Origin of the sequence: Paenibacillus sp. UNC496MF, from assembly GCF_900113915.1 — a bacterium.
GTDB lineage: Bacteria > Bacillota > Bacilli > Paenibacillales > Paenibacillaceae > Paenibacillus_Z > Paenibacillus_Z artemisiicola.
The window spans coordinates 1-17,946 of the sequence record NZ_FORE01000006.1 but is presented as its reverse complement, the minus strand read 5'-3'; the positions used below and the strand labels follow the sequence as shown (position 1 = coordinate 17,946).

The window sequence follows — 17,946 nt, the reverse complement described above, 5'->3', positions numbered from 1 at the left end:
ATCGCGTTTAAGGGTTCACGAACTTGACGATTTCCTCGTTGAATTTCGCTTTCTCTTCATAGAAGAGGCCGTGGCCGCTGTTTTGGAACGGGACGAGGGTCGAGTTGCGAATGCCTTTGTGCAGCTGCTCCGCGATGGCGAACGGCACCGCCTTGTCGTGCACGCCGTGCAGAATAAGCGTCGGCACGCCGATCGTTTTCAGCCCGGCGCGCAGATCCGCCGCCGCGACCGATTGAATGCTTTCGATCGTCGCGCGGGCATCCGAGGACTGGCCCATCTGATCGAACCAGGCGCGGAACGCCGGGCTCGGCTGCTTGTAGAAGAAGTCGTCGCCGAAGCTCTTCAGCATGTTCGGACGGTCCGCTTTCAGGTTGGTCACGATGTTGTCGATATCCTTCTGCGTGATGCCGTACGGATAGCCGTCGCGCTGGCTCCAGCTCGGGGAAGCGGCTCCGAACAGCATCAGCTTGGACACCGCGTGTCCTTTATGCCGGATCATGTAGTTGGTCGCCACCGTGCCGCCCATCGAGAATCCGGCCAGCGTCACGTCCTTCAATGCCAGCTTGTCGATGACCTGGCGGACGTCGTCCGCGAAGGTGTCCATATCGTAGCCGTCGTAAGGGCGGTCGGACTTGCCGAAGCCGCGCAGGTCGATGCCGATGAAGCGAATCCCTTGCTTAGGCAGCTCGGTCTCCTGATATTCGTACATCTCGTGATTGGCCGGCCAGCCGTGGATGAAGACGACCGGCTTGCCCTCGCCGACGTCCTCGACGTACAGCTTCACGTTGTTGCCGACCGTTATGTAGTGGCCGCTGCTCGTGTTCACGACGCCGGCCGTATAATGCTGCGCTTCCGCGACCGGCGATTTCGCGAGGCTCGCTCCGATGCCCGTTCCCGTACCGATCAGCGCGAGGGCCAGCGACAGCGTCATAACCTTTTTGCCTGTAACCTTTTTCATCATGTATTCCTCCTCAAAATGGCGGGTTTCGCGAACCGCCCGTTCTCGCCCTCGTTGCCGTGGTAAGTCTTGGCTTGCTCGCATCCCTATAATAATTCGTGCACAAATGGTTTGTCAACAAATTAATCTAAGAATTTCGCTGCGCCGATCGCTTTAATGAAGCGTTAAAATACGCGGATTTCGCCGCGGTTGGGCCTCCGGACGCTCTCTTCCATATAGGCGTTTAAAATCGGCTCGACAGAAAAAGCCGGCTCACGAACGATATTTGTTTGTTCAAAATTAATTCGTTGACAAACTAATAGGCGGAGGATATGATTGGTTCATAAAGTTTGTGGGCAAATGATTAGCGGGCAAATGAAATGGAGGAGGCATTCAGGATGCATCATCAAGCGGTTATTATCGGAACGGGTCCGGCGGGATTAACGGCGGCGATCTACCTGGCGCGGGCGAACCTGTCCCCGCTCATTATCGAAGGGGCGCAGCCGGGCGGACAGCTGACGACGACGACGGAAGTCGAGAACTTCCCCGGATTTCCGGAGGGGATCACGGGGCCGGAGCTGATGGAGAATATGCGGAAGCAAGCCGAGCGGTTCGGCGCGCGCATTCAAACCGGCTACGTGACCCGCGTGGATGTATCGAAGCGTCCGTTCACGCTGTACGTGGAAGGCGGCGCCGAAATCACGGCGGACGCGGTCATCCTGTCGACCGGCGCTTCCGCGAAAATGGTCGGCATCCCGGGAGAAGCGGAAAACATCGGCCAAGGCGTCAGCACGTGCGCGACCTGCGACGGATTCTTCTTCCGCAACAAGAAGATCATCGTCATCGGCGGCGGCGACACCGCGATGGAGGAAGCGCAGTTTCTGACGCGGTTCGCTTCCGAGGTCCGCCTCGTGCACCGCAGGGAGGAGCTTCGGGCTTCCCGGATCATGCAGGACCGCGCGCGCCGGAACGAGAAGATCGCGTGGAGCCTGAACGCGACCCCGCTGGAAGTACTGTCCGGCGACAAAGGGGTGACCGCGCTCAAAGTGCGCAACAACGCGACGGGAGAGGACGAGGTGCTGGAGGCCGACGGGATCTTCCTTGCGATCGGCCATCGTCCGAACACCGGGTTCTTGGGCGGGCAGATACGCACCGACGAGCAAGGCTACGTGGACGTCGTTCCGGGTACGTCCCGCACGAACGTGCCCGGCGTATTCGCCTGCGGGGACGTCATGGACCCGATCTACCGCCAGGCGATCACGTCGGCGGGCAGCGGCTGCAAAGCGGCGTTGGATTGCGAAAGCTTCTTGTTCGAACAGCAGTAACAGCAGTAGTTTGCATTCACGCGTCACCCCAAACCAAATCAACTAACGGAGGAATTTCTCATGGCACAAGAACGTACGGGTAAAGCAACGGTAGGCGGACAACCGATCACGCTGGTAGGTCCGGAATTGAAAGTCGGGGACAAGGCGCCCGCCTTCACCGTCAACAAAGACCTTATGACCGAAGCAAGCCTCTCCGATTACGCGGGCCGGATCAAGCTCATTTCCGTCGTGCCTTCGCTGGATACCGACGTATGCGACGCGCAAACGCGACGCTTCAATCAAGAGGCGTCGAAGCTGGGCGACGGCGTGGTCGTCTTGACGATCTCGGTCGACCTGCCGTTCGCGCAGAGCCGGTTTTGCGCGACCGCCGGCATCGACCGCGTCGTCACCTTGTCGGATTACAAACATCGTGCCTTCGGCGAGGCTTACGGCGTGCTGATCAAAGAACTGCAGCTGGACCAACGGGCGATCTTCATCGTCGACGCCGACGATACCGTCCGCTACGTCGAATATGTGGGCGAGCTGTCGGAGCATCCGAATTACGACGCCGCGCTTGCGGCCCTGCGCGGGCTCGCGGAGTAAGCGATCGCGGTCCGTCTCCGTCTCCGGAGCGGGACCGAACGGGACGCGAAGGAGACGGAAACCCCTTGATCCGATTCGATCAAGGGGCTTTATCTTTGTTTCTTGCCCGATTTCCGGCTTCCGGCTTCGCGATGCATTGTGTTTTTGGATAAGGAATTGTAAGATGAAGGGCGATGGACATGCGGCCGTTCACGTTAGGGGAGGGATGAGCGATGAAAGACGATAACCAGGGACCTCATATACCGTTGGATGCTCATTTGTGTTTTTCGTTGTATGCTTGCTCGCGCGCGATCTTCCGAATGTACCGGCCGCTGCTGGACGATTTGGACTTAACATACCCGCAATACCTGGTTCTGCTTGCCTTATGGGAGCACGAGACGATGTCGGTCAAGGAGATCAGCGAACAATTGGTCTTGGATTCCGGCACGCTGACTCCGATGCTGAAACGCATGGAAGCCGCGGGACTTATCCGGCGGGAGCGCTCGAAGGAAGACGAGCGGGTCCTGCATATCCGGATTACCGACAAAGGGATCTCGCTGAAAGAACAATCGACGTGCGTGCCGATGTCGCTGCTCGAAGCGAGCGGGATGACCGAGGCGGAGATCGGCGTGCTGAACGGGGCGATCCGGAAGCTGCTCCATAAGGTGAACGAAAGATCGGCGGAAAAATAAGTTTAACGAGACGCGGGAGATTCTCCGGCGTCTCTTTTTATGTTCCGTAAAGGCACGCTTCTAAGGCTTCTAAGGCTTCTAAGGCTTCTAGGACTCCATGCTTAGATCGCGATCCGGGACTCAAGCGGGCGCATAGGGCTGATTGCCATAGTAAGCGATTGCATCTTGATGAAATCGTACGAGGTCGCTTCAAGTTGTTCAAAATTAAGAAATAAAAAAATAAATTGCATATAAATATGTAATTTATTTTCAGGATAATCGGCGCATTGTAAAAAAGTAGAATTATTATCATAGTTAATATTAGTTACTTTAAAAAATTAATTAAACATTCGGAGGAATTATCATGGCAGCTACGATTAAATCATCCGCGAATAATACGTTTGTATCGGCGGAAAACCAAGGCGCGAGCCCGCTCGTCGCCAACCGGCAAGCCGCGCAAGCGTGGGAAACGTTCAACGTGGTCAATAACGCCGACGGAACGGTATCGTTCCTCTCGATCGCCAATAACAAATACGTGACGGCGGATCTTAACCAAGAGACGAAGCTGATCGCGCGCGCGTCGGTCATCCAAGACTGGGAGAAGTTCAGGAAGATCGACCGGGGCAACGGCAAGATCGCGCTGCAAGCCGTGGCCAATCAGCTGTACGTATCCGCGGATTTGAACAAGGGCGGCGTGCTGTACGCGAACCGGACGGCTGCGGCCGGATGGGAGGAATTCACGATCGCGCAGGCGGGCACGGAGGCATCCCAGCCCTCGCACCCGAGCGACGGCGGCGGGTTCATCGTGTCGGAGCAGCAGTTCAATCAGATCTACCCGTCCCGTCAATCGTTCTACACGTATGCCGGATTTACCGCGGCGCTCGGCGCCTATCCCGGCTTCGCGAACACGGGCGACGACGCGATGCGCAAGCAGGAAGCGGCGGCGTTTCTGGCCAACGTCTATCACGAGACGGGCGGTTTGTACTATATTAACGAGGCGAATACCGCGAATTACCCGCATTATTCGGACTACGGCAACACCCGCTATCCCGTCGAGCCGGGCAAGCAATACTACGGCCGGGGACCGCTGCAAATCAGCTGGAACTACAACTACGGCGCGGCGGGCGAGGCGCTGGGGCTGCCGCTTCTGAAGAATCCGGACTTGGTCGCCCAGGATTCCTCGGTCGCCTGGAAGACGGCGCTTTGGTTCTGGAACACGCAAACCGGCGCGGGGTCGATGACCTGCCACGATGCCATGACGAAGTCGCGCGGATTCGGCGAGACGATCCGCACGATCAACGGCGCGCTCGAATGCAACCGCGGAGGCGGGGGGCCGGTCCAAAGCCGGGTCGATCAGTATAAGCGCATCTGTTCGATTCTGGGCGTCGCGCCGGGCAACAACCTTTCCTGCTAATCGACCCGATCGAAGACGGCATACCCACGAAGAAGAGGAGAGATGACGATGAGCACGGGCAATTGGCGCCTCGTATGGAGCGACGAATTCGAAGGCGCGAGCGGTACCGCCCCCGATCCCGCCAAATGGGGCTACGACATCGGCGGCAGCGGATGGGGGAACAACGAGAAGCAGTATTACACGGACAGCACGAACAACGCGTATGTGGACGGCTCGGGTCACTTGGTGATCAAGGCGATCAAAGAAAACACGAACGGCATGCCCTATTCTTCGGCCCGGCTGGTCTCCAATAAGAAGGGCGACTGGACGTACGGCAGATTCGAGGCCCGCGCCAAGCTTCCCGCCGGGAAAGGCCTGTGGCCCGCCATCTGGATGCTGCCGACGGATTGGGAATACGGCGCTTGGCCGGTCAGCGGCGAGATCGACATCATGGAACAGCGCGGCTCCGATCCGCTCAAGGTGCACGGCACGATCCACTTCGGCAATCCGTGGAAGTATATCGGCTCGAGCTACGCGCTGCCGGACGCGGGCTACCACGTGTATGCCGTGGAGTGGGAGCCGAATGAAATCCGGTGGTACGTGGACGGGAACCTGTACCAGACGCGCAAGTCTTCGGAATGGTACAGCTCGGGCGGCGGCAGCCCGGCGCCGTTCAACAAGCGGTTCCATTTCCTGCTGAACGTGGCCGTCGGCGGCAATTTCGACGGCGATCCGGATAACGCGACCGTCTTCCCGCAGACGATGCTCGTCGATTACGTCCGCGCGTACGAACGCGACGCGAATGCGGCGCCGGCGCCCGTGACGATTCCCGCCCGAATCGAAGCCGAGACCTTCAGCGCGATGAACGGCGTGCAGCTGGAAAGCACGACCGATGCCGGCGGCGGCCAGAACGTCGGGTATATCGATGCCGGCGATTGGATGGAGTACAAGCTTCACGTTCCCGCTGCAGGCCGCTATACGGTGCAGTACCGGGTAGCGAGCCCAGCAGCGACCGGCCGGATTCAGTTGAAAGCGGGCGAGACGGTGCTCGCGACGACGGCGGTTCCGAATACGGGCGGCTGGCAGAATTGGCAGACGGTCCCGGCGGAAGCGACGCTCGGTGCCGGCCCGATTACCTTGCGCGTCTTTGCGAGCGGAGCGGGCTTTAACCTCAATTGGATCGGCTTCGCGAAAGCCGAAAGCCCGAATCTGCTGAAGAACGCGGGCTTCGATACGGGCGATTTGACGGGCTGGTTCGAGTGGCATAACCGCGAGCTTGCCCATAAGGTCGATCGGGATCAGCCGGACCAGGGCAGCTTCAAGCTCACGCATTGGGCGGCGGGCGATTATCAGCAGATTACGGCGCAGACGGTCAACGTGCCGAACGGGCTGTACAAGGCGAGCGTGCGGGTACGCTCCGGCGGCGGCCAGCGCGCGCTGAAGCTGTATGTCAAGAATTACGGCGGCGCCGAGCTGGGGGCGGACATCGGGACAAGTCCGGTGACGGCTTACACAACGTTCACGATCGACGACATTCCGGTCACGAACGGACAAATCGAGGTCGGCGTCTTCAGCGACGCCAAAGGCGGCAGCTGGGCCGCTTTCGACAGCTTCGAGCTCGTGAGCAAATAAACGCCTCCTCGCGCAAGACGAGACGCAAAGGACGTGCTGGTACACGATGCAATCAAAATCGGCAAGCAATGTGAGGGTCATCGACGTGTCGCACCATCAGAGCGACCGCGGCGCGATCGATTGGGCCGCCGTCAAGGAGGACGGCGTCGCGGGGGCGTTCGTCAAGGCGTCGGAGGGCGGTTCGGGCAGAGACAAGGGGTTCGCGGCCAACGCTGCGGGCGCGGCCGCGGCCGGCCTTAAGGTCGGCTTCTACCACTATGCCCATCCCGAGCTGAACGCTCCCAAGGAGGAAGCGGCCAACTTCGCGAGCGCGGTCGAAGGCAGGAAGGCGGACTTCCCGCATGCGCTCGACGTGGAAGGCGAGGCAAGGAAGATCGGGGCGGAGAAGCTGACCGCCTGGTGCGCCGACTGGCTGCAAGAGGTCGAACGGCTCGCCGGGCATCCGGTCATGGTCTATACCGGCGCCAGCTTCGCGCGGTCGAATCTGGGCCAAGCGCTCGGCAAGTGGCCCTTGTGGGTCGCCCACTACGACGCGGATACCCCGATGGCGAACCCGACCTGGGCGCAGTGGGTTGTCTTTCAATATACGAGCGAAGGCTCCGTGAACGGGATTCAAGGGAACGTCGACGTCAATGCGATGGAGCAGTCCTTCTTCCGCGCCTATGGCGGCTCGCCGAGTGCCCGGCCCTCCGATGCCGATGCCGATGAGGACGCGATCAAAATCGTGGTCAACGACAAGCTCGCGGGCTACGGCCGCATCCTCGACGGGCATGCGTACGCGCCGCTTCAGCACCTCGGCGACGCGCTCGGCCTGCAGGTGGCTTGGAACGAGAAGGAATCGGTCCCGTACGTGGGCGGCCGCGCGATCCGCGCGTTCAAGCTGATCGGCGGCAAGGCCTATATCGGCGTCCGTTCGGCCGCGGAGCTGCTGGGCGGACGGGTGTCCTACGACGAGGCGACGAAGAAGGTCCATTATTACGGCTAAACTCGAAGTTCGAGCGCGGCTTCGAAAGTTTACCATGCGGAGGGGAAGAACGTGAATACGAACGTGAAGTGGCTGACGCTGATTCCGGCCGTGCTCGGCGCGCTGAAGCTGATCGCCCAGCCTTACGGGATTTCGATCCCCGACAAGGATATCAACGATTTGGTCAACGGCATTGCCGCGGTCGTCAGCATCGTCGGCATTATCATGAACCACAAGGCGCCGAAGCAGGCCCAGGTCCTGCCGAATCAGGCGGAACCGGCCAAGTAGGCGGCCTCCCGTCGTCCGATGCCGGATAACCCGAATCGCACCGCTTAGAGCCGCGTTCATCGCGGCTCTTTTTTTGATTGTGGCATATTGCCGCGGTTCATTTGGAAGGGGAAGCGCCCGGCGACTCGGAAACCGCCGACAATAATTGTAGTCTGAACCCCCGCCTATACGGTAAACTAAACATGACGTTAGCGCGAGGGAGTCGGATCGATCATCATGGACAGGCAGGGCAAGCCATTGGAAGCATCGCGGAACCCCTTTGTTTTGATGCCGGCGTTACTCTTGATGTGGGGCTCGTTAGCGGCCGTCAGCAAGCTGCTCTTGCATCATTTGGACAGCTATCAGGTCATGTTTTATATGTACGGATTGGGAGCCTTGGCCTTCTTGGCGATCTTGTTGTTCAAAGGGCGGCTGCGTGCGATAGCCTCATGGACGCGGTCCGAGTTCGTCTTGCTGCTCTCGTGCGGGGCGTTGTCCTTTCTCTATGACTTCTTTTATCTGAAGTCCCTGGAGGTCGTCCCGGCGGTCGAGGCATCGATGCTGAATTATTTATTTCCGATCTTCATCGTGCTCTTCGCGATCCCTATCCATCGGGAGAAGATGAATCGGTACAAGCTGGTTGCCATCGCCATGGGGTTTGCCGGCACGATGCTTCTGATCACCAAGGGCAATCCGGCCAATCTGCATTTTACGAACGTCAAAGGGGATCTCTTCGCGGTTTTGGCGGCCGTAAGCTGGGGGCTGTTTACGAACCTCATTAAGAAGAATCGGAAGGATATGCCGGTCAGCGCGTTCATGATCACCTTGGTCGCGCTCGTCATGTCGATTGGCGCAACGTTCGCGTCCTCTCGCTTCATCCTTCCGCGTCCGGCAGACTTTTATGGCGTGCTGTGGCTGGGCATGAGCAATATCGTACTGGGTTTCTTCTTGTATTTTCGCGCTTTGAAATATTCCCCGGCTTCGTTGATCGCAAGCTTCACCTTTTTTACGCCGTTCGTCACGCTCGTGTTCATCGTGGTATTCGTGGGCGAGAAGCTGACGGTCACCGACTGTCTTGCGGCAGTCCTCATCGTTTTCAGCGTTCCGATTCAGAAAGCAGGCCATTTGTTCAAGAATAAAGAGAAGCGGTTGTTCGACTGACCGAGAGGAGCGAATGCATGAAAGCCATCGTATGCGAGCAAATCGAACAGTTTAAGTGGATCGAACTGGAGGAGCCGGCGTTCGAGCCGGGAGAAGCCGTCGTCCGGATTAAACGGATCGGCATTTGCGGCACGGACCTGCACGCGTTCAAGGGAAACCAGCCTTACTTCACGTATCCGCGCATTCTGGGGCACGAGCTGTCCGGCATCATCGAACGCATCGGCGACAATGAAGCCGGACTTCGCGAAGGCGACCGGGTCAGCGTCATCCCCTACCTGCATTGCGGCGCCTGCATCGCCTGCCGGAACGGGAAGACGAATTGCTGCACGCAGATGCGCGTGCTCGGCGTCCATACCGACGGCGGCATGCGGGAGCGGATGTCGGTTCCGGTCACGCACCTGATTTCGGCGAATGACCTAACGCTCGATCAGGCGGCGGTCATCGAACCGTTAAGCATCGGCGCGCACGCGGTGCGGCGTTCCGAGCTGAAGCCCGGCGAGACGGCGCTCGTCATCGGCGCGGGGCCGATCGGCCTCGGCGTCATGGCGATGGCCAAGCAGCGCGGCGCGCGCGTCATCGCCATGGATATGAACGAGGAACGGCTCGCGTTCTGCCAGCGATGGGCCAAGGTCGATCATACGGTGCATGCGCTTCGCGATCCCAAGGCCCGGCTGGAAGGCTTGAACGCGGGCGACCTGCCGACGGTCGTGTTCGACGCCACCGGCAACGCCGGGTCCATGGCCGGCGCCTTCGATTACGCCGCGCATGGCGGCAAGCTTGTGTACGTCGGTCTCGTGAAGGGAGACATCGCCTTCAGCGATCCCGATTTCCATAAGCGCGAGCTGACGCTGTTGGCCAGCCGCAATGCGACGAAGGAAGATTTTCTTCACGTCCTTGACGTCGTCAAAAGCGGTGCCATCGATGTGGGTGGCTATATTTCGCATCGTGCGCCGTTCGACGAGATGATCGCTCGCTTCGACAGCTGGCTCCGGCCGGAAACGAACGTCATCAAAGCGATGGTGGAACTATAACCGAGAGACGCCGTACGGGCCTTAATAAGTACGCGGAGAAGCCGGCTTCCTATGGAGGCCGGTTTTCGTTTTGCTGTCTTTTCGTTAATTTTAGAATATTCCTTGACGGGAATATTCCCGTAACGGTATACTCCAATAGAAAATACGAGTTCATGGAGGGATTGGAAGGATGAATCAAGAGGTTGCGGATTACATGCTCAATCTGCCCAAATGGCAAGCGGAGTTGGCCGAGGTCCTGCGGAACATGGTTCATGAGACGATTCCGGAAGCCGAGGAGCGCATCCAGTACAAGAAGCCCCATTTTTTGAAGAACGGCCATTATGCAGCCGTCATTTCGCCTTCCAAGGATGCGGTGGCCTTTATGATCATGAATGCGGCCGGCATCGACTTTCCGAAGGGATTCGACGGGCCGGCCGAACGCAAATGGATCAAACTGAAGGAAGGCGGCACGCCGGATCTCGCCGCGCTGTCCGAGCTGCTGAAGCAAGCCTCCGGCACGCTGTAAGGGCACTCGTCGGGTGGGAACGATGAATACGGCAACGCTGAAGGCGCTGGCGGATCCCAGCCGATTGAAGATGGTCGAGCTGCTGCGCGAAGAATCGCTGACGGTCGGCGAAATCGCGGACCGGCTTCAGCTTCGTCAGCCTCAGGCGTCCAAGCATTTGCGCATCCTGCGCGAGGCGGGGCTTGTCGAGGTCGTCCCGGAGGCAAACCGGCATCGCTTCCGGGTGCGTCCGGAGCCGCTGATGGAAATGAACGCGTGGCTGGAGTCGTTTCGCGACATGTGGGAAGGCCGATTCGAGCATCTATCCGAATATTTACGTCGTATGGACCGAACGTGACAATTCTTTTATTCGAAGGAGGAATATTGATGAGTACTCAGCAAGGACTGCTCTTGCAACGTGAATTCCATGCCCCGCGCGAGCTCGTATACCGCGTCTGGACCGAGCCCGAGCATTTCGCGAACTGGTGGGGACCGAAGGGGGCTTCGCTGGAAGTCGCCCGGATGGACGTGCGTCCCGGCGGCATGTTCCTCGGCTTGCAGAAGTCCGCGGACGGGCAGTTTGCCATGTGGGGCAAATTCGTGTACCAAGACGTGCAGGCGCCGGAGAAACTGGTCTGGGTCCAGTCGTTCTCCGATGAGGCGGGGAACACCGTCCGCGCACCGTTCAATCCGAACTGGCCGCTCGAGATTCTGAACATCCTGATGCTCGAAGAGCGCAACGGCACGACGCTGCTGACGCTCCAAGGCGGCCCGCTGAATGCGACCGCCGAAGAACAAGCCGCCTTCGAGGCCATGGCGAACATGGTTGCACAAGGCTTCGAGGGAACCTTCGAGCAGCTCGGAAATTACCTGGCAAGCCAGCAATAGCGGGGATCGGTAACCTATCAAAAACACGCAGGCAGTCGATCGGCAACGGTCGGCTGCCTCTGTTTTAACGGGCAGGGTTAGCCGGACAAGGGAGCTGAAGGACCATGAATATGGCCGAGCTGAAGCGATTCGTCATCTCAATCGAAGGAAAGCATTGGAGAAAACCTTAGCCGATGGAGAAGGCGAGAGTCCGTTCGCCGGGTTAATCCGAGATCGAATCGCCAACTTGAAGCGAGAAGGAGAATGGATATGTCGATTTGACGATGGCGTGCCGGCATCGCGAATCGTGACGTCCGGCATCGTCATTCGGAGCGCGGACGAAGGCGACGTCGACACGATACGCGATATCTATCGACGGGCGTCCCTGACCAACCAAGCCGACCACGACCTAATCGCCGCCCATCCCGAGTGGCTCGCGTGGGACGCCGCGATGCTGCCGTTCGCGCGGGTAGCCGTCGTTGACGGACGGGTCGTCGGCTTCGCATCGGCGCGTCCGGTCGACGACTTCCTCGAACTCGAGGATCTGTTCACCGATCCTGACTGGATGCGACAGGGCGTTGCCAGCGCGCTGATCGCCGACATCGCGCGCCGCGGGTTGCGTATCGAGAATACCGCCAATCACGCGGCGAAGGCCTTTTACGAATCGGCGGGGTTCGTCGTCATCGGCGCGGCCGGCTCGCAGGGCGGACCGGTGCTTCGGATGCGCCTCGATGTCGCGCGTAATCGGTCTGAATGAGTGATTCGTGCCTGTCAGTCTCCATCGAGCGGGAACGGCAGGTCAATCGAACGCCAAGCCAGCCGGACTTCAACGACCGGCTGGCTTTTATTTCATTGCCGGGAGACCGTTCTTAGAGGAACTGGCGTGCCTGCATCGAATGTTAAGCGTAGCGTTCATGATCCTCTTCATCGGTGGATGAACCTGAAAGAAGCGTAAGGAATACTCATCATAGACCTGCCAGGCTCTATTGGTTTGGAATGAAGGTTAGCGAACTTCCTAAACGTAATGAGGGGGAAACATCGGATGGCTGAACAGGGGCGTCTAGGCGAATTAGACTCTCTTCGCGGAATCGCTTCCATGAGCGTCGTGCTTTATCATTCCGCTTCACTGCTGGGCATTATGGCTGCTTTGCCATGGCTGTACCATACGCCGCTGCAGCTCTTGCTGGCCGGCCATCAGGCCGTGATTTTCTTCTTTCTTCTCAGCGGATTCGTGTTGTCCTTGCCGTTCGCCGAGGGGAAATCGCGCGGTTACGGCAACTTCATGCTTCGGCGTCTGAGCCGGCTGTACGTGCCGTATATCGTCTCGCTGGCATTGGGGCTCGCACTGCGTCTTCTCTGCTATCGGGTTCCGATTAACGATCTTTGGTCCAGGCCGATCGGCTGGATTCCGATTGTACAGCATGTCGTCATGATCGATCAATTTCATCAGCAGTATTTCAATCCCGTCGTCTGGTCGCTGGTCATGGAGATGCGCATCGCGCTTCTATTTCCGTTCATCGTCTGGTTCGTCATGCGGGCGAACTGGATTTGGGGCTTCTTGCTCGGCTTCGTGCTGTCGATCGGCGGGATTCTCCTGCATGTGCGCTATCAAGACAGGATTGACTTCTTCACGAATTATTACGATACGGCGCATTACGTCTTCATGTTTGTCACGGGCGCCATTGTGGCGAAGCACCGCCATCGCCTGGTGGAGGCGTTCAACCGCCTTCGGATCGTCACCCGGCTAGTGCTCGGTATTCTTGCCTTCCTCGTCTATACCTGGGGAAACAATCTGGGTTGGGACCACGGGGGACTGCTCGGGAACCTCGTGTCGGACTGGTTTACCATGCTCGCCTCGGGCTTCTGCATCATCGCGGCATTAGCGTCGATCCGGTTTAAGAGCGTCCTTACTTGGCGGCCGATCGCGTTTGTCGGGCGTGTCTCGTACAGCCTATATCTCGTACACCTTGTCGTATTGCTCGCGTTGATGAACTTGTTCACCAATCCATCCTCTCTCCTCTATCCGGACGATTATGAGCACTACTATATCTCGCCGTATTGGTTGTTGCTGGGCACCGTTGGCCTCAGCCTGGCGCTCGCCGCGCTGTCTTATCGGTACGTCGAGCTGCCGTCCATACGTCTTGGGCGTTACCTTGCGGGCGGCAGAACGATCCGTCCGAACTCCCCGGGCGAGCTGACGGCAAAAAGGTGATCGTTGAAAATAATTTCATCGCCACAGAGGAAATTCGTTCCTAGCAAGGCAACCGGCTAGTCGTGCTCGGTTGCCTTTTCTATTTCTTAGCCGTAGAAGGGGGAATTCGTGATCAAGAAGAAACGATGCGCGTTTTGGGCCGTGCTTTTTTTATGCGTTGCCATGGCTATAACGAAGCCGTCGGATGAGGATTATCATGCCTACTTATATCGCGTTCACGGAGTTTGCGCTAACTTTCATGACCCCTGTGTGCATTCGATTTCAGAGCATGTTCGTACGCTGCCTTTTTATATGACCGCCGAGACCAATATCTCGGAAGATAAGGAAATCCGTGTCTTCGGTATTTTTCATCACTTCTTTATTAGAAAGAACACTCTCGCTTCGTAATCGGGGATGGGTCTATAGGGTGCGGAGAACCTTATCACGAATAACGGCAAGTTCCTGCGAAAAAACATAACCCTTCGAAAATATTCGAGGGTCATGTCTTTACATATTACAAAGTACCTGCATCTCTTGCCGAATAGAAAGACGGGTAAATCGGTCGATAATGCAATTCATCTCTTATGCGCGTCGTATCGACGATCATGTCCCAAGGATCATAATCTTTTTGTAGGGCTTCTGATGAGATTTCGCTATTATGAAGTTGAAATAGCTCCGCAACGGAGATCGGCGCATCGTCGGCAACATTGTAGATTCGGCCATCAATACCCGGCGTGAATGCCGTGAGCATCAGAGCCTGGCTTATGTCCGCATGGTGTGCCATGTGAATTCGTTTAGCTGGATTCCAATTGCGGAATATCGGCAGAGCTTCGGTGATGTGAGAATCGCGCTCGCCATAAACAAATGGAAACCGTACGATGCGCACTCCCAATCCCTGTTCACGATGAAGCCGCAGCAGCGCCTCTTCGGCCTCAACTTTGCTTTGAGGATAAGCATGGGCGGGCCTCAACTCGTCATCTTCGCGGTTAGGTCTCGAACGGACCACCGAACCGTACACGTTATTGGTACTGGAAAAAACAAACCTTGGCACATCCGTTTCTAATGCAGCACGAGCTAATGCTAGGCTTCCATCGAAGTTTGCCGTTCTAGTGGTGTTCTCGTCTACTCCTCGGAACTGTGCCGCCAAGTGAACGATAACATCAGTACCCCTGAGTACGTCAATATAATTGTCCGGCTGCAAAAGATCGCCTTCAATGACTTCAGCCCCTTGCCGGTAAAGCCAATCCGCCTTGGCAGCGTCCCTAACCAACAGTTTAACATGATGACCGCGCTGCAAGAGACGCGGAACAAATCGGCTTCCTACTTTACCGGTGGCTCCCGTTACAAAAACGTTCATTTTCATTCCTCCTGCGTTTTATTAGCTGCTACACGAGCAGTATAATAAAACGTGCAAGCGGCTTCCTTCCTGCGTTTATCGTACGATTGGAAGTGTCAGGATAGGAGGGGTTCTATATGGAAGAGGACTACTCTAGGAGGTCGTTGGGTGAATTTTTGCGTTCACGTCGAGAACGTCTAACTCCGGAAGAGGTAGGGTTGGTATCCTATGGACGGCGACGGACCGCGGGCCTTCGAAGGGATGAAGTAGCACAGCTTGCTCACATCGGAACATCATGGTATACCTCTCTGGAACAAGGCCGAAGCGTTAATCCATCGGATGACGTACTTAATAATATAGCCAAAGCGCTGCGAATGACGGAGGATGAACGTCGCCATCTCCATCTTCTCGCAAGACCGGTTCAAAGGGAAACGGCAGAGAGCCAGCAATTAACTGCAGGTTTGGAACGGACGATAAGGGCTTTGGAACCGCATCCGGCGTTCATCATCGGACGATATTGGGATTTATTGCTATGGAACCATGCGGCCGAGCTCGTTTTCCGATTACCGGTGTTTTCGAATAACATGCGGCAGAGACCCCATTGGATGAGACATCTTTTGACGGACGCCGAGCTAGGATCGAAAATAAAGGATTGGGAAGTTAAGGCACGCGTCTTGATTGCACACTTTCGTGCGGATTACGCACGCTTCCCGAATGATGCAAAGTTTCAGGAGCTTATTGATGAATTTAAGCAGACCAGTCGGCTGTTTCGCGAGATCTGGCCGCTGCATGACGTTCAGGTCGCAGCGGATCGCCGTAAACGGAGCTACGATCCTCGTATCGGAGAGATGGAGTTCGAACATGTGACCTTGCAGCCGCCGACCAATCCGGACCTGAAGATCATGATTTATACAGCTTCCACGGATACGGCTGCGCGTTTGCGAAGTCTAATTGATAGCAGATTGTAAAAAAAGTCAGGGCCATTCCGCAATGAATGACCTTAAAACTTGCCGTTACGGGCAACGCGGTGAACGGTATATAACTAACCGTTTACGCTAGCGGGACACGATAGCTCAATCAATACTTCATGATTTGAAACACACTTTAATCAACTTTCTAGAAGATGAGAATTGATTTAGAAGGGAGTAAATAAAATATTGGCCAAAGAAATTATACTTGAATCTCAGAGGTTAGTTGAAAGAATCAAAGCTAAAGCTAATGGGGACACCTTAATAGCTCAATCATGACACGACGGCAGCCGGCCTCATAACGAAAAACTCATTTCCTCTGTATAAAAATGGTTTAAAAAACCAAAATAAAACAGCCTGTTTAATTTCAAACGTACAGAGGAGAAGATGAATGTGAGAAACAAATGGATGCCGGCGTTGCTGTTAATGTTGCTGCTCGTTTTTAGCATGATGCCGGCGGGAGCATCGGTTAAAGCGCATGTAGGCGAGAAGACGGATTCGGCTTGTTTAAGTCCCAAAATGGTACAGCTGCAAGGTGATTTACGGAAGCTGTGGATCGATCATGCGATTTGGACGAAGAAATACGTTATCAGCGCGTTGGCAAATCTCCCGGATCAAAAAGAAATCCTGGCAAGATTGCTGCAAAATCAACAGGACATTGGAAATGCTTTCAAGCCCTATTATGGAGAAGAAGCCGGCAATAAGCTGGCTGAACTGTTAAGGGAACATATCCTGCTCGCAGGCAAAATCGTAGCGGCCGCCAAAGCGGGCAATCAAGCGGATATGAAAAAACTGGACGCGGATTGGCACAGAAACGCCGACGATATTGCCGAGTTTCTGAGCGGTGCGAATCCGAACTGGAAATTTAAGGATTTACAAGAAATGTTATACACTCATCTGCAATTGTTGACGGATCAAATCGTCGCCAGAATTAAAAATGACTGGAAAGGCGATATTGAGGCTTACGACAAATATGAAACGCAAATCATTCATATGGCGGACGCCTTTACAGAAGGCATTGTCAAACAGTTTCCGGGTAAATTTTAAACGAGTTTGAATTGTAGGGAAAATAAAAATATGGGATAATGGGTTGCGCTTATTCCAGTTCATGGCATTTCATGCTTCTCTTCAAATCTCTTTTATTACAGCGTAGGTAATCATGAATTTCAGAAAATGATGCTTACGCTAACGGGACACGATAGTTGAACCCATCTTGGAGCAGTTTGCCGACGGCAGCTGCTTCATTTTTTCGTTCAACTAACTGGCAGGATAGTAGGAATGTCTTAGAGAATTGAGAAGTTAAAGAGCCAGATAAGCACCCGATATTATTACTTTTTTTCGGATATACTTGCAATTTCATCCGGTTGAAAATGATATGCCTTCCCGCATATATTGCAGAAGATTTCGATTGAGCGGCCTGCTGCGTAGGCATCAGTCAGCTCATCCTTCTCCAAAGCGCGCAGCATTGGAATCAACATTTCCTTGGAGCAGCCGCAAAACAATCGAACGGGTTCCTTGCCCACAGCTTGCATGTATTTAAAATTTGAGAAAAACAAATCGTTCTTGATACGATCGATTAGCTCGAGCGGTGCCCCCGGAAGCAATTGAGCCATGACGCCGCGGCTTCGAACGATGTCTTTCGATTGATCCATTTCGATAAGTAAAGAAAAAAAGGTGGGTGTTTGTTCGCTCTGCTGAAAATAATACGATAGGTCGTCGACGATGTTTCCGTAAGGCATGTCTGTGATACCGGTAAACGTGCCATGCATGCCGATATCCTTGGTAATTTGAATACATCCTCTAGAGCCTATCAATTGTTCAATTGAGTTATGGTGCAGATACTCCGGAGATGCGTTTAATAATTCATCGCTGATGTAGCCCCTCACATTGCCCCAAGCATCGGCATCCGCGAAGATTTTGTAATCACGGTGGCTGGTTTTTATTTTCAAACTAATTCGTTGATTGTCCTTCAAAACTCCAGTAAGCAGGCTCGCAGCGGAGACAGTCCTACCCAATGCGATTCTCAGCATCGGGGGCATCGTACGCTGACTGCATGCTGCCCTTACGAGCTCCGTATTTTCAACAAAAAGAACTCGAGCTTGACTATGATAGGCTAGTGCTTTTATTAAATAATTTTCTTCGTACATGATATTCCATT

General features: G+C 55.7%; 20 protein-coding genes. 17 read left to right on the top strand and 3 right to left on the bottom strand.

The features are described 5' to 3' along the window. Positions 1-7: 7 nt before the first annotated feature. Positions 8-958 (bottom strand): alpha/beta fold hydrolase, encoded by a 951-nt coding sequence (locus BMZ79_RS08735; protein ID WP_256252618.1) that lies wholly within the window; start codon positions 956-958, stop codon positions 8-10. 377 nt (positions 959-1,335) lie between these two features. Between BMZ79_RS08735 and trxB the strand changes: the two genes are divergently transcribed. From trxB to BMZ79_RS08660, 15 genes are all read left to right on the top strand, one after another. Beyond that, positions 1,336-2,262 carry a thioredoxin-disulfide reductase gene (gene trxB, locus BMZ79_RS08730; RefSeq protein ID WP_090638841.1) on the top strand — a complete coding sequence of 309 codons (927 nt, stop codon included), beginning with the start codon at positions 1,336-1,338 and terminating at the stop codon, positions 2,260-2,262. 60 nt (positions 2,263-2,322) lie between these two features. Then, positions 2,323-2,844: a thiol peroxidase gene (gene tpx / locus BMZ79_RS08725; protein WP_090638839.1), complete on the top strand. Its 522-nt coding sequence runs from the start codon at positions 2,323-2,325 to the stop codon at positions 2,842-2,844. 212 nt (positions 2,845-3,056) lie between these two features. Then, positions 3,057-3,515, top strand: coding sequence for a MarR family winged helix-turn-helix transcriptional regulator (locus tag BMZ79_RS08720; protein WP_090638837.1), 459 nt, complete (start codon positions 3,057-3,059; stop codon positions 3,513-3,515). A 343-nt stretch (positions 3,516-3,858) separates the two neighbouring features. Then, on the top strand, positions 3,859-4,908 hold the full coding sequence (locus BMZ79_RS08715) for a glycoside hydrolase family 19 protein (RefSeq protein ID WP_090638835.1): 1,050 nt from the start codon (positions 3,859-3,861) through the stop codon (positions 4,906-4,908). A gap of 48 nt (positions 4,909-4,956) precedes the next feature. After that, positions 4,957-6,519 carry a carbohydrate-binding protein gene (locus tag BMZ79_RS08710; RefSeq protein ID WP_256252617.1) on the top strand — a complete coding sequence of 521 codons (1,563 nt, stop codon included), beginning with the start codon at positions 4,957-4,959 and terminating at the stop codon, positions 6,517-6,519. A gap of 46 nt (positions 6,520-6,565) precedes the next feature. Further along, positions 6,566-7,504, top strand: a complete 939-nt coding sequence (locus tag BMZ79_RS08705; RefSeq protein WP_090638831.1) for a GH25 family lysozyme — start codon at positions 6,566-6,568, stop codon at positions 7,502-7,504. 51 nt (positions 7,505-7,555) lie between these two features. Next, positions 7,556-7,771: a hypothetical protein gene (locus tag BMZ79_RS08700; protein ID WP_090638828.1), complete on the top strand. Its 216-nt coding sequence runs from the start codon at positions 7,556-7,558 to the stop codon at positions 7,769-7,771. A 216-nt stretch (positions 7,772-7,987) separates the two neighbouring features. Beyond that, the gene (locus tag BMZ79_RS08695) at positions 7,988-8,911 is read left to right on the top strand and encodes a DMT family transporter (RefSeq protein WP_090638826.1); all 924 of its coding nucleotides are present in this window, start codon (positions 7,988-7,990) and stop codon (positions 8,909-8,911) included. Between the two features lie 17 nt (positions 8,912-8,928). Next, positions 8,929-9,942 carry a zinc-binding alcohol dehydrogenase family protein gene (locus tag BMZ79_RS08690; RefSeq protein WP_090638824.1) on the top strand — a complete coding sequence of 338 codons (1,014 nt, stop codon included), beginning with the start codon at positions 8,929-8,931 and terminating at the stop codon, positions 9,940-9,942. 169 nt (positions 9,943-10,111) lie between these two features. Continuing rightward, positions 10,112-10,447 carry a DUF1801 domain-containing protein gene (locus BMZ79_RS08685; RefSeq protein ID WP_090638822.1) on the top strand — a complete coding sequence of 112 codons (336 nt, stop codon included), beginning with the start codon at positions 10,112-10,114 and terminating at the stop codon, positions 10,445-10,447. A gap of 22 nt (positions 10,448-10,469) precedes the next feature. Continuing rightward, positions 10,470-10,784, top strand: coding sequence for an ArsR/SmtB family transcription factor (locus BMZ79_RS08680; protein ID WP_090640068.1), 315 nt, complete (start codon positions 10,470-10,472; stop codon positions 10,782-10,784). A gap of 29 nt (positions 10,785-10,813) precedes the next feature. Next, a complete protein-coding gene (locus BMZ79_RS08675) occupies positions 10,814-11,314 on the top strand; it encodes an SRPBCC family protein (RefSeq protein WP_177222066.1) in 501 nt (166 codons plus the stop codon). A 286-nt stretch (positions 11,315-11,600) separates the two neighbouring features. Then, positions 11,601-12,050 carry a GNAT family N-acetyltransferase gene (locus tag BMZ79_RS08670; RefSeq protein ID WP_256252616.1) on the top strand — a complete coding sequence of 150 codons (450 nt, stop codon included), beginning with the start codon at positions 11,601-11,603 and terminating at the stop codon, positions 12,048-12,050. 285 nt (positions 12,051-12,335) lie between these two features. Further along, positions 12,336-13,505, top strand: coding sequence for an acyltransferase family protein (locus BMZ79_RS08665; RefSeq protein WP_177222065.1), 1,170 nt, complete (start codon positions 12,336-12,338; stop codon positions 13,503-13,505). Between the two features lie 108 nt (positions 13,506-13,613). After that, positions 13,614-13,892, top strand: a complete 279-nt coding sequence (locus tag BMZ79_RS08660) for a hypothetical protein (protein WP_090638815.1) — start codon at positions 13,614-13,616, stop codon at positions 13,890-13,892. 106 nt (positions 13,893-13,998) lie between these two features. On the opposite strand, the gene BMZ79_RS08655 is transcribed toward BMZ79_RS08660, so the two are convergent. Continuing rightward, the gene (locus tag BMZ79_RS08655; protein WP_090638812.1) at positions 13,999-14,841 is read right to left on the bottom strand and encodes an NAD-dependent epimerase/dehydratase family protein; all 843 of its coding nucleotides are present in this window, start codon (positions 14,839-14,841) and stop codon (positions 13,999-14,001) included. 116 nt (positions 14,842-14,957) lie between these two features. On the opposite strand from BMZ79_RS08655, the gene BMZ79_RS08650 reads away from it, so the two are divergent. Beyond that, positions 14,958-15,788, top strand: a complete 831-nt coding sequence (locus BMZ79_RS08650; RefSeq protein WP_090638810.1) for a helix-turn-helix transcriptional regulator — start codon at positions 14,958-14,960, stop codon at positions 15,786-15,788. A gap of 393 nt (positions 15,789-16,181) precedes the next feature. Further along, positions 16,182-16,835: a glycosyltransferase gene (locus tag BMZ79_RS08645; RefSeq protein ID WP_177222064.1), complete on the top strand. Its 654-nt coding sequence runs from the start codon at positions 16,182-16,184 to the stop codon at positions 16,833-16,835. A 281-nt stretch (positions 16,836-17,116) separates the two neighbouring features. Here BMZ79_RS08645 and BMZ79_RS08640 read toward each other — a convergent pair. Beyond that, the coding region (locus BMZ79_RS08640) for an Hsp33 family molecular chaperone HslO (RefSeq protein ID WP_090638806.1) at positions 17,117-17,946 on the bottom strand (830 nt) is incomplete at its 5' end.

What these genes read in the sequence shown, in the direction of transcription:
- BMZ79_RS08720 (WP_090638837.1), top strand. Translation starts at nt 3,057, where the DNA reads ATGAAAGACGATAACCAGGGACCTCATATACCGTTGGATGCTCATTTG.
- BMZ79_RS08715 (WP_090638835.1), top strand. Translation starts at nt 3,859, where the DNA reads ATGGCAGCTACGATTAAATCATCCGCGAATAATACGTTTGTATCGGCG.
- BMZ79_RS08675 (WP_177222066.1), top strand. Translation starts at nt 10,814, where the DNA reads ATGAGTACTCAGCAAGGACTGCTCTTGCAACGTGAATTCCATGCCCCG.
- BMZ79_RS08655 (WP_090638812.1), bottom strand. Translation starts at nt 14,841, where the DNA reads ATGAACGTTTTTGTAACGGGAGCCACCGGTAAAGTAGGAAGCCGATTT.
- BMZ79_RS08690 (WP_090638824.1), top strand. Translation starts at nt 8,929, where the DNA reads ATGAAAGCCATCGTATGCGAGCAAATCGAACAGTTTAAGTGGATCGAA.
- BMZ79_RS08685 (WP_090638822.1), top strand. Translation starts at nt 10,112, where the DNA reads ATGAATCAAGAGGTTGCGGATTACATGCTCAATCTGCCCAAATGGCAA.
- BMZ79_RS08705 (WP_090638831.1), top strand. Translation starts at nt 6,566, where the DNA reads ATGCAATCAAAATCGGCAAGCAATGTGAGGGTCATCGACGTGTCGCAC.
- BMZ79_RS08735 (WP_256252618.1), bottom strand. Translation starts at nt 958, where the DNA reads ATGAAAAAGGTTACAGGCAAAAAGGTTATGACGCTGTCGCTGGCCCTC.
- BMZ79_RS08665 (WP_177222065.1), top strand. Translation starts at nt 12,336, where the DNA reads ATGGCTGAACAGGGGCGTCTAGGCGAATTAGACTCTCTTCGCGGAATC.
- BMZ79_RS08650 (WP_090638810.1), top strand. Translation starts at nt 14,958, where the DNA reads ATGGAAGAGGACTACTCTAGGAGGTCGTTGGGTGAATTTTTGCGTTCA.
- BMZ79_RS08680 (WP_090640068.1), top strand. Translation starts at nt 10,470, where the DNA reads ATGAATACGGCAACGCTGAAGGCGCTGGCGGATCCCAGCCGATTGAAG.
- tpx (WP_090638839.1), top strand. Translation starts at nt 2,323, where the DNA reads ATGGCACAAGAACGTACGGGTAAAGCAACGGTAGGCGGACAACCGATC.
- trxB (WP_090638841.1), top strand. Translation starts at nt 1,336, where the DNA reads ATGCATCATCAAGCGGTTATTATCGGAACGGGTCCGGCGGGATTAACG.
- BMZ79_RS08710 (WP_256252617.1), top strand. Translation starts at nt 4,957, where the DNA reads ATGAGCACGGGCAATTGGCGCCTCGTATGGAGCGACGAATTCGAAGGC.
- BMZ79_RS08695 (WP_090638826.1), top strand. Translation starts at nt 7,988, where the DNA reads ATGGACAGGCAGGGCAAGCCATTGGAAGCATCGCGGAACCCCTTTGTT.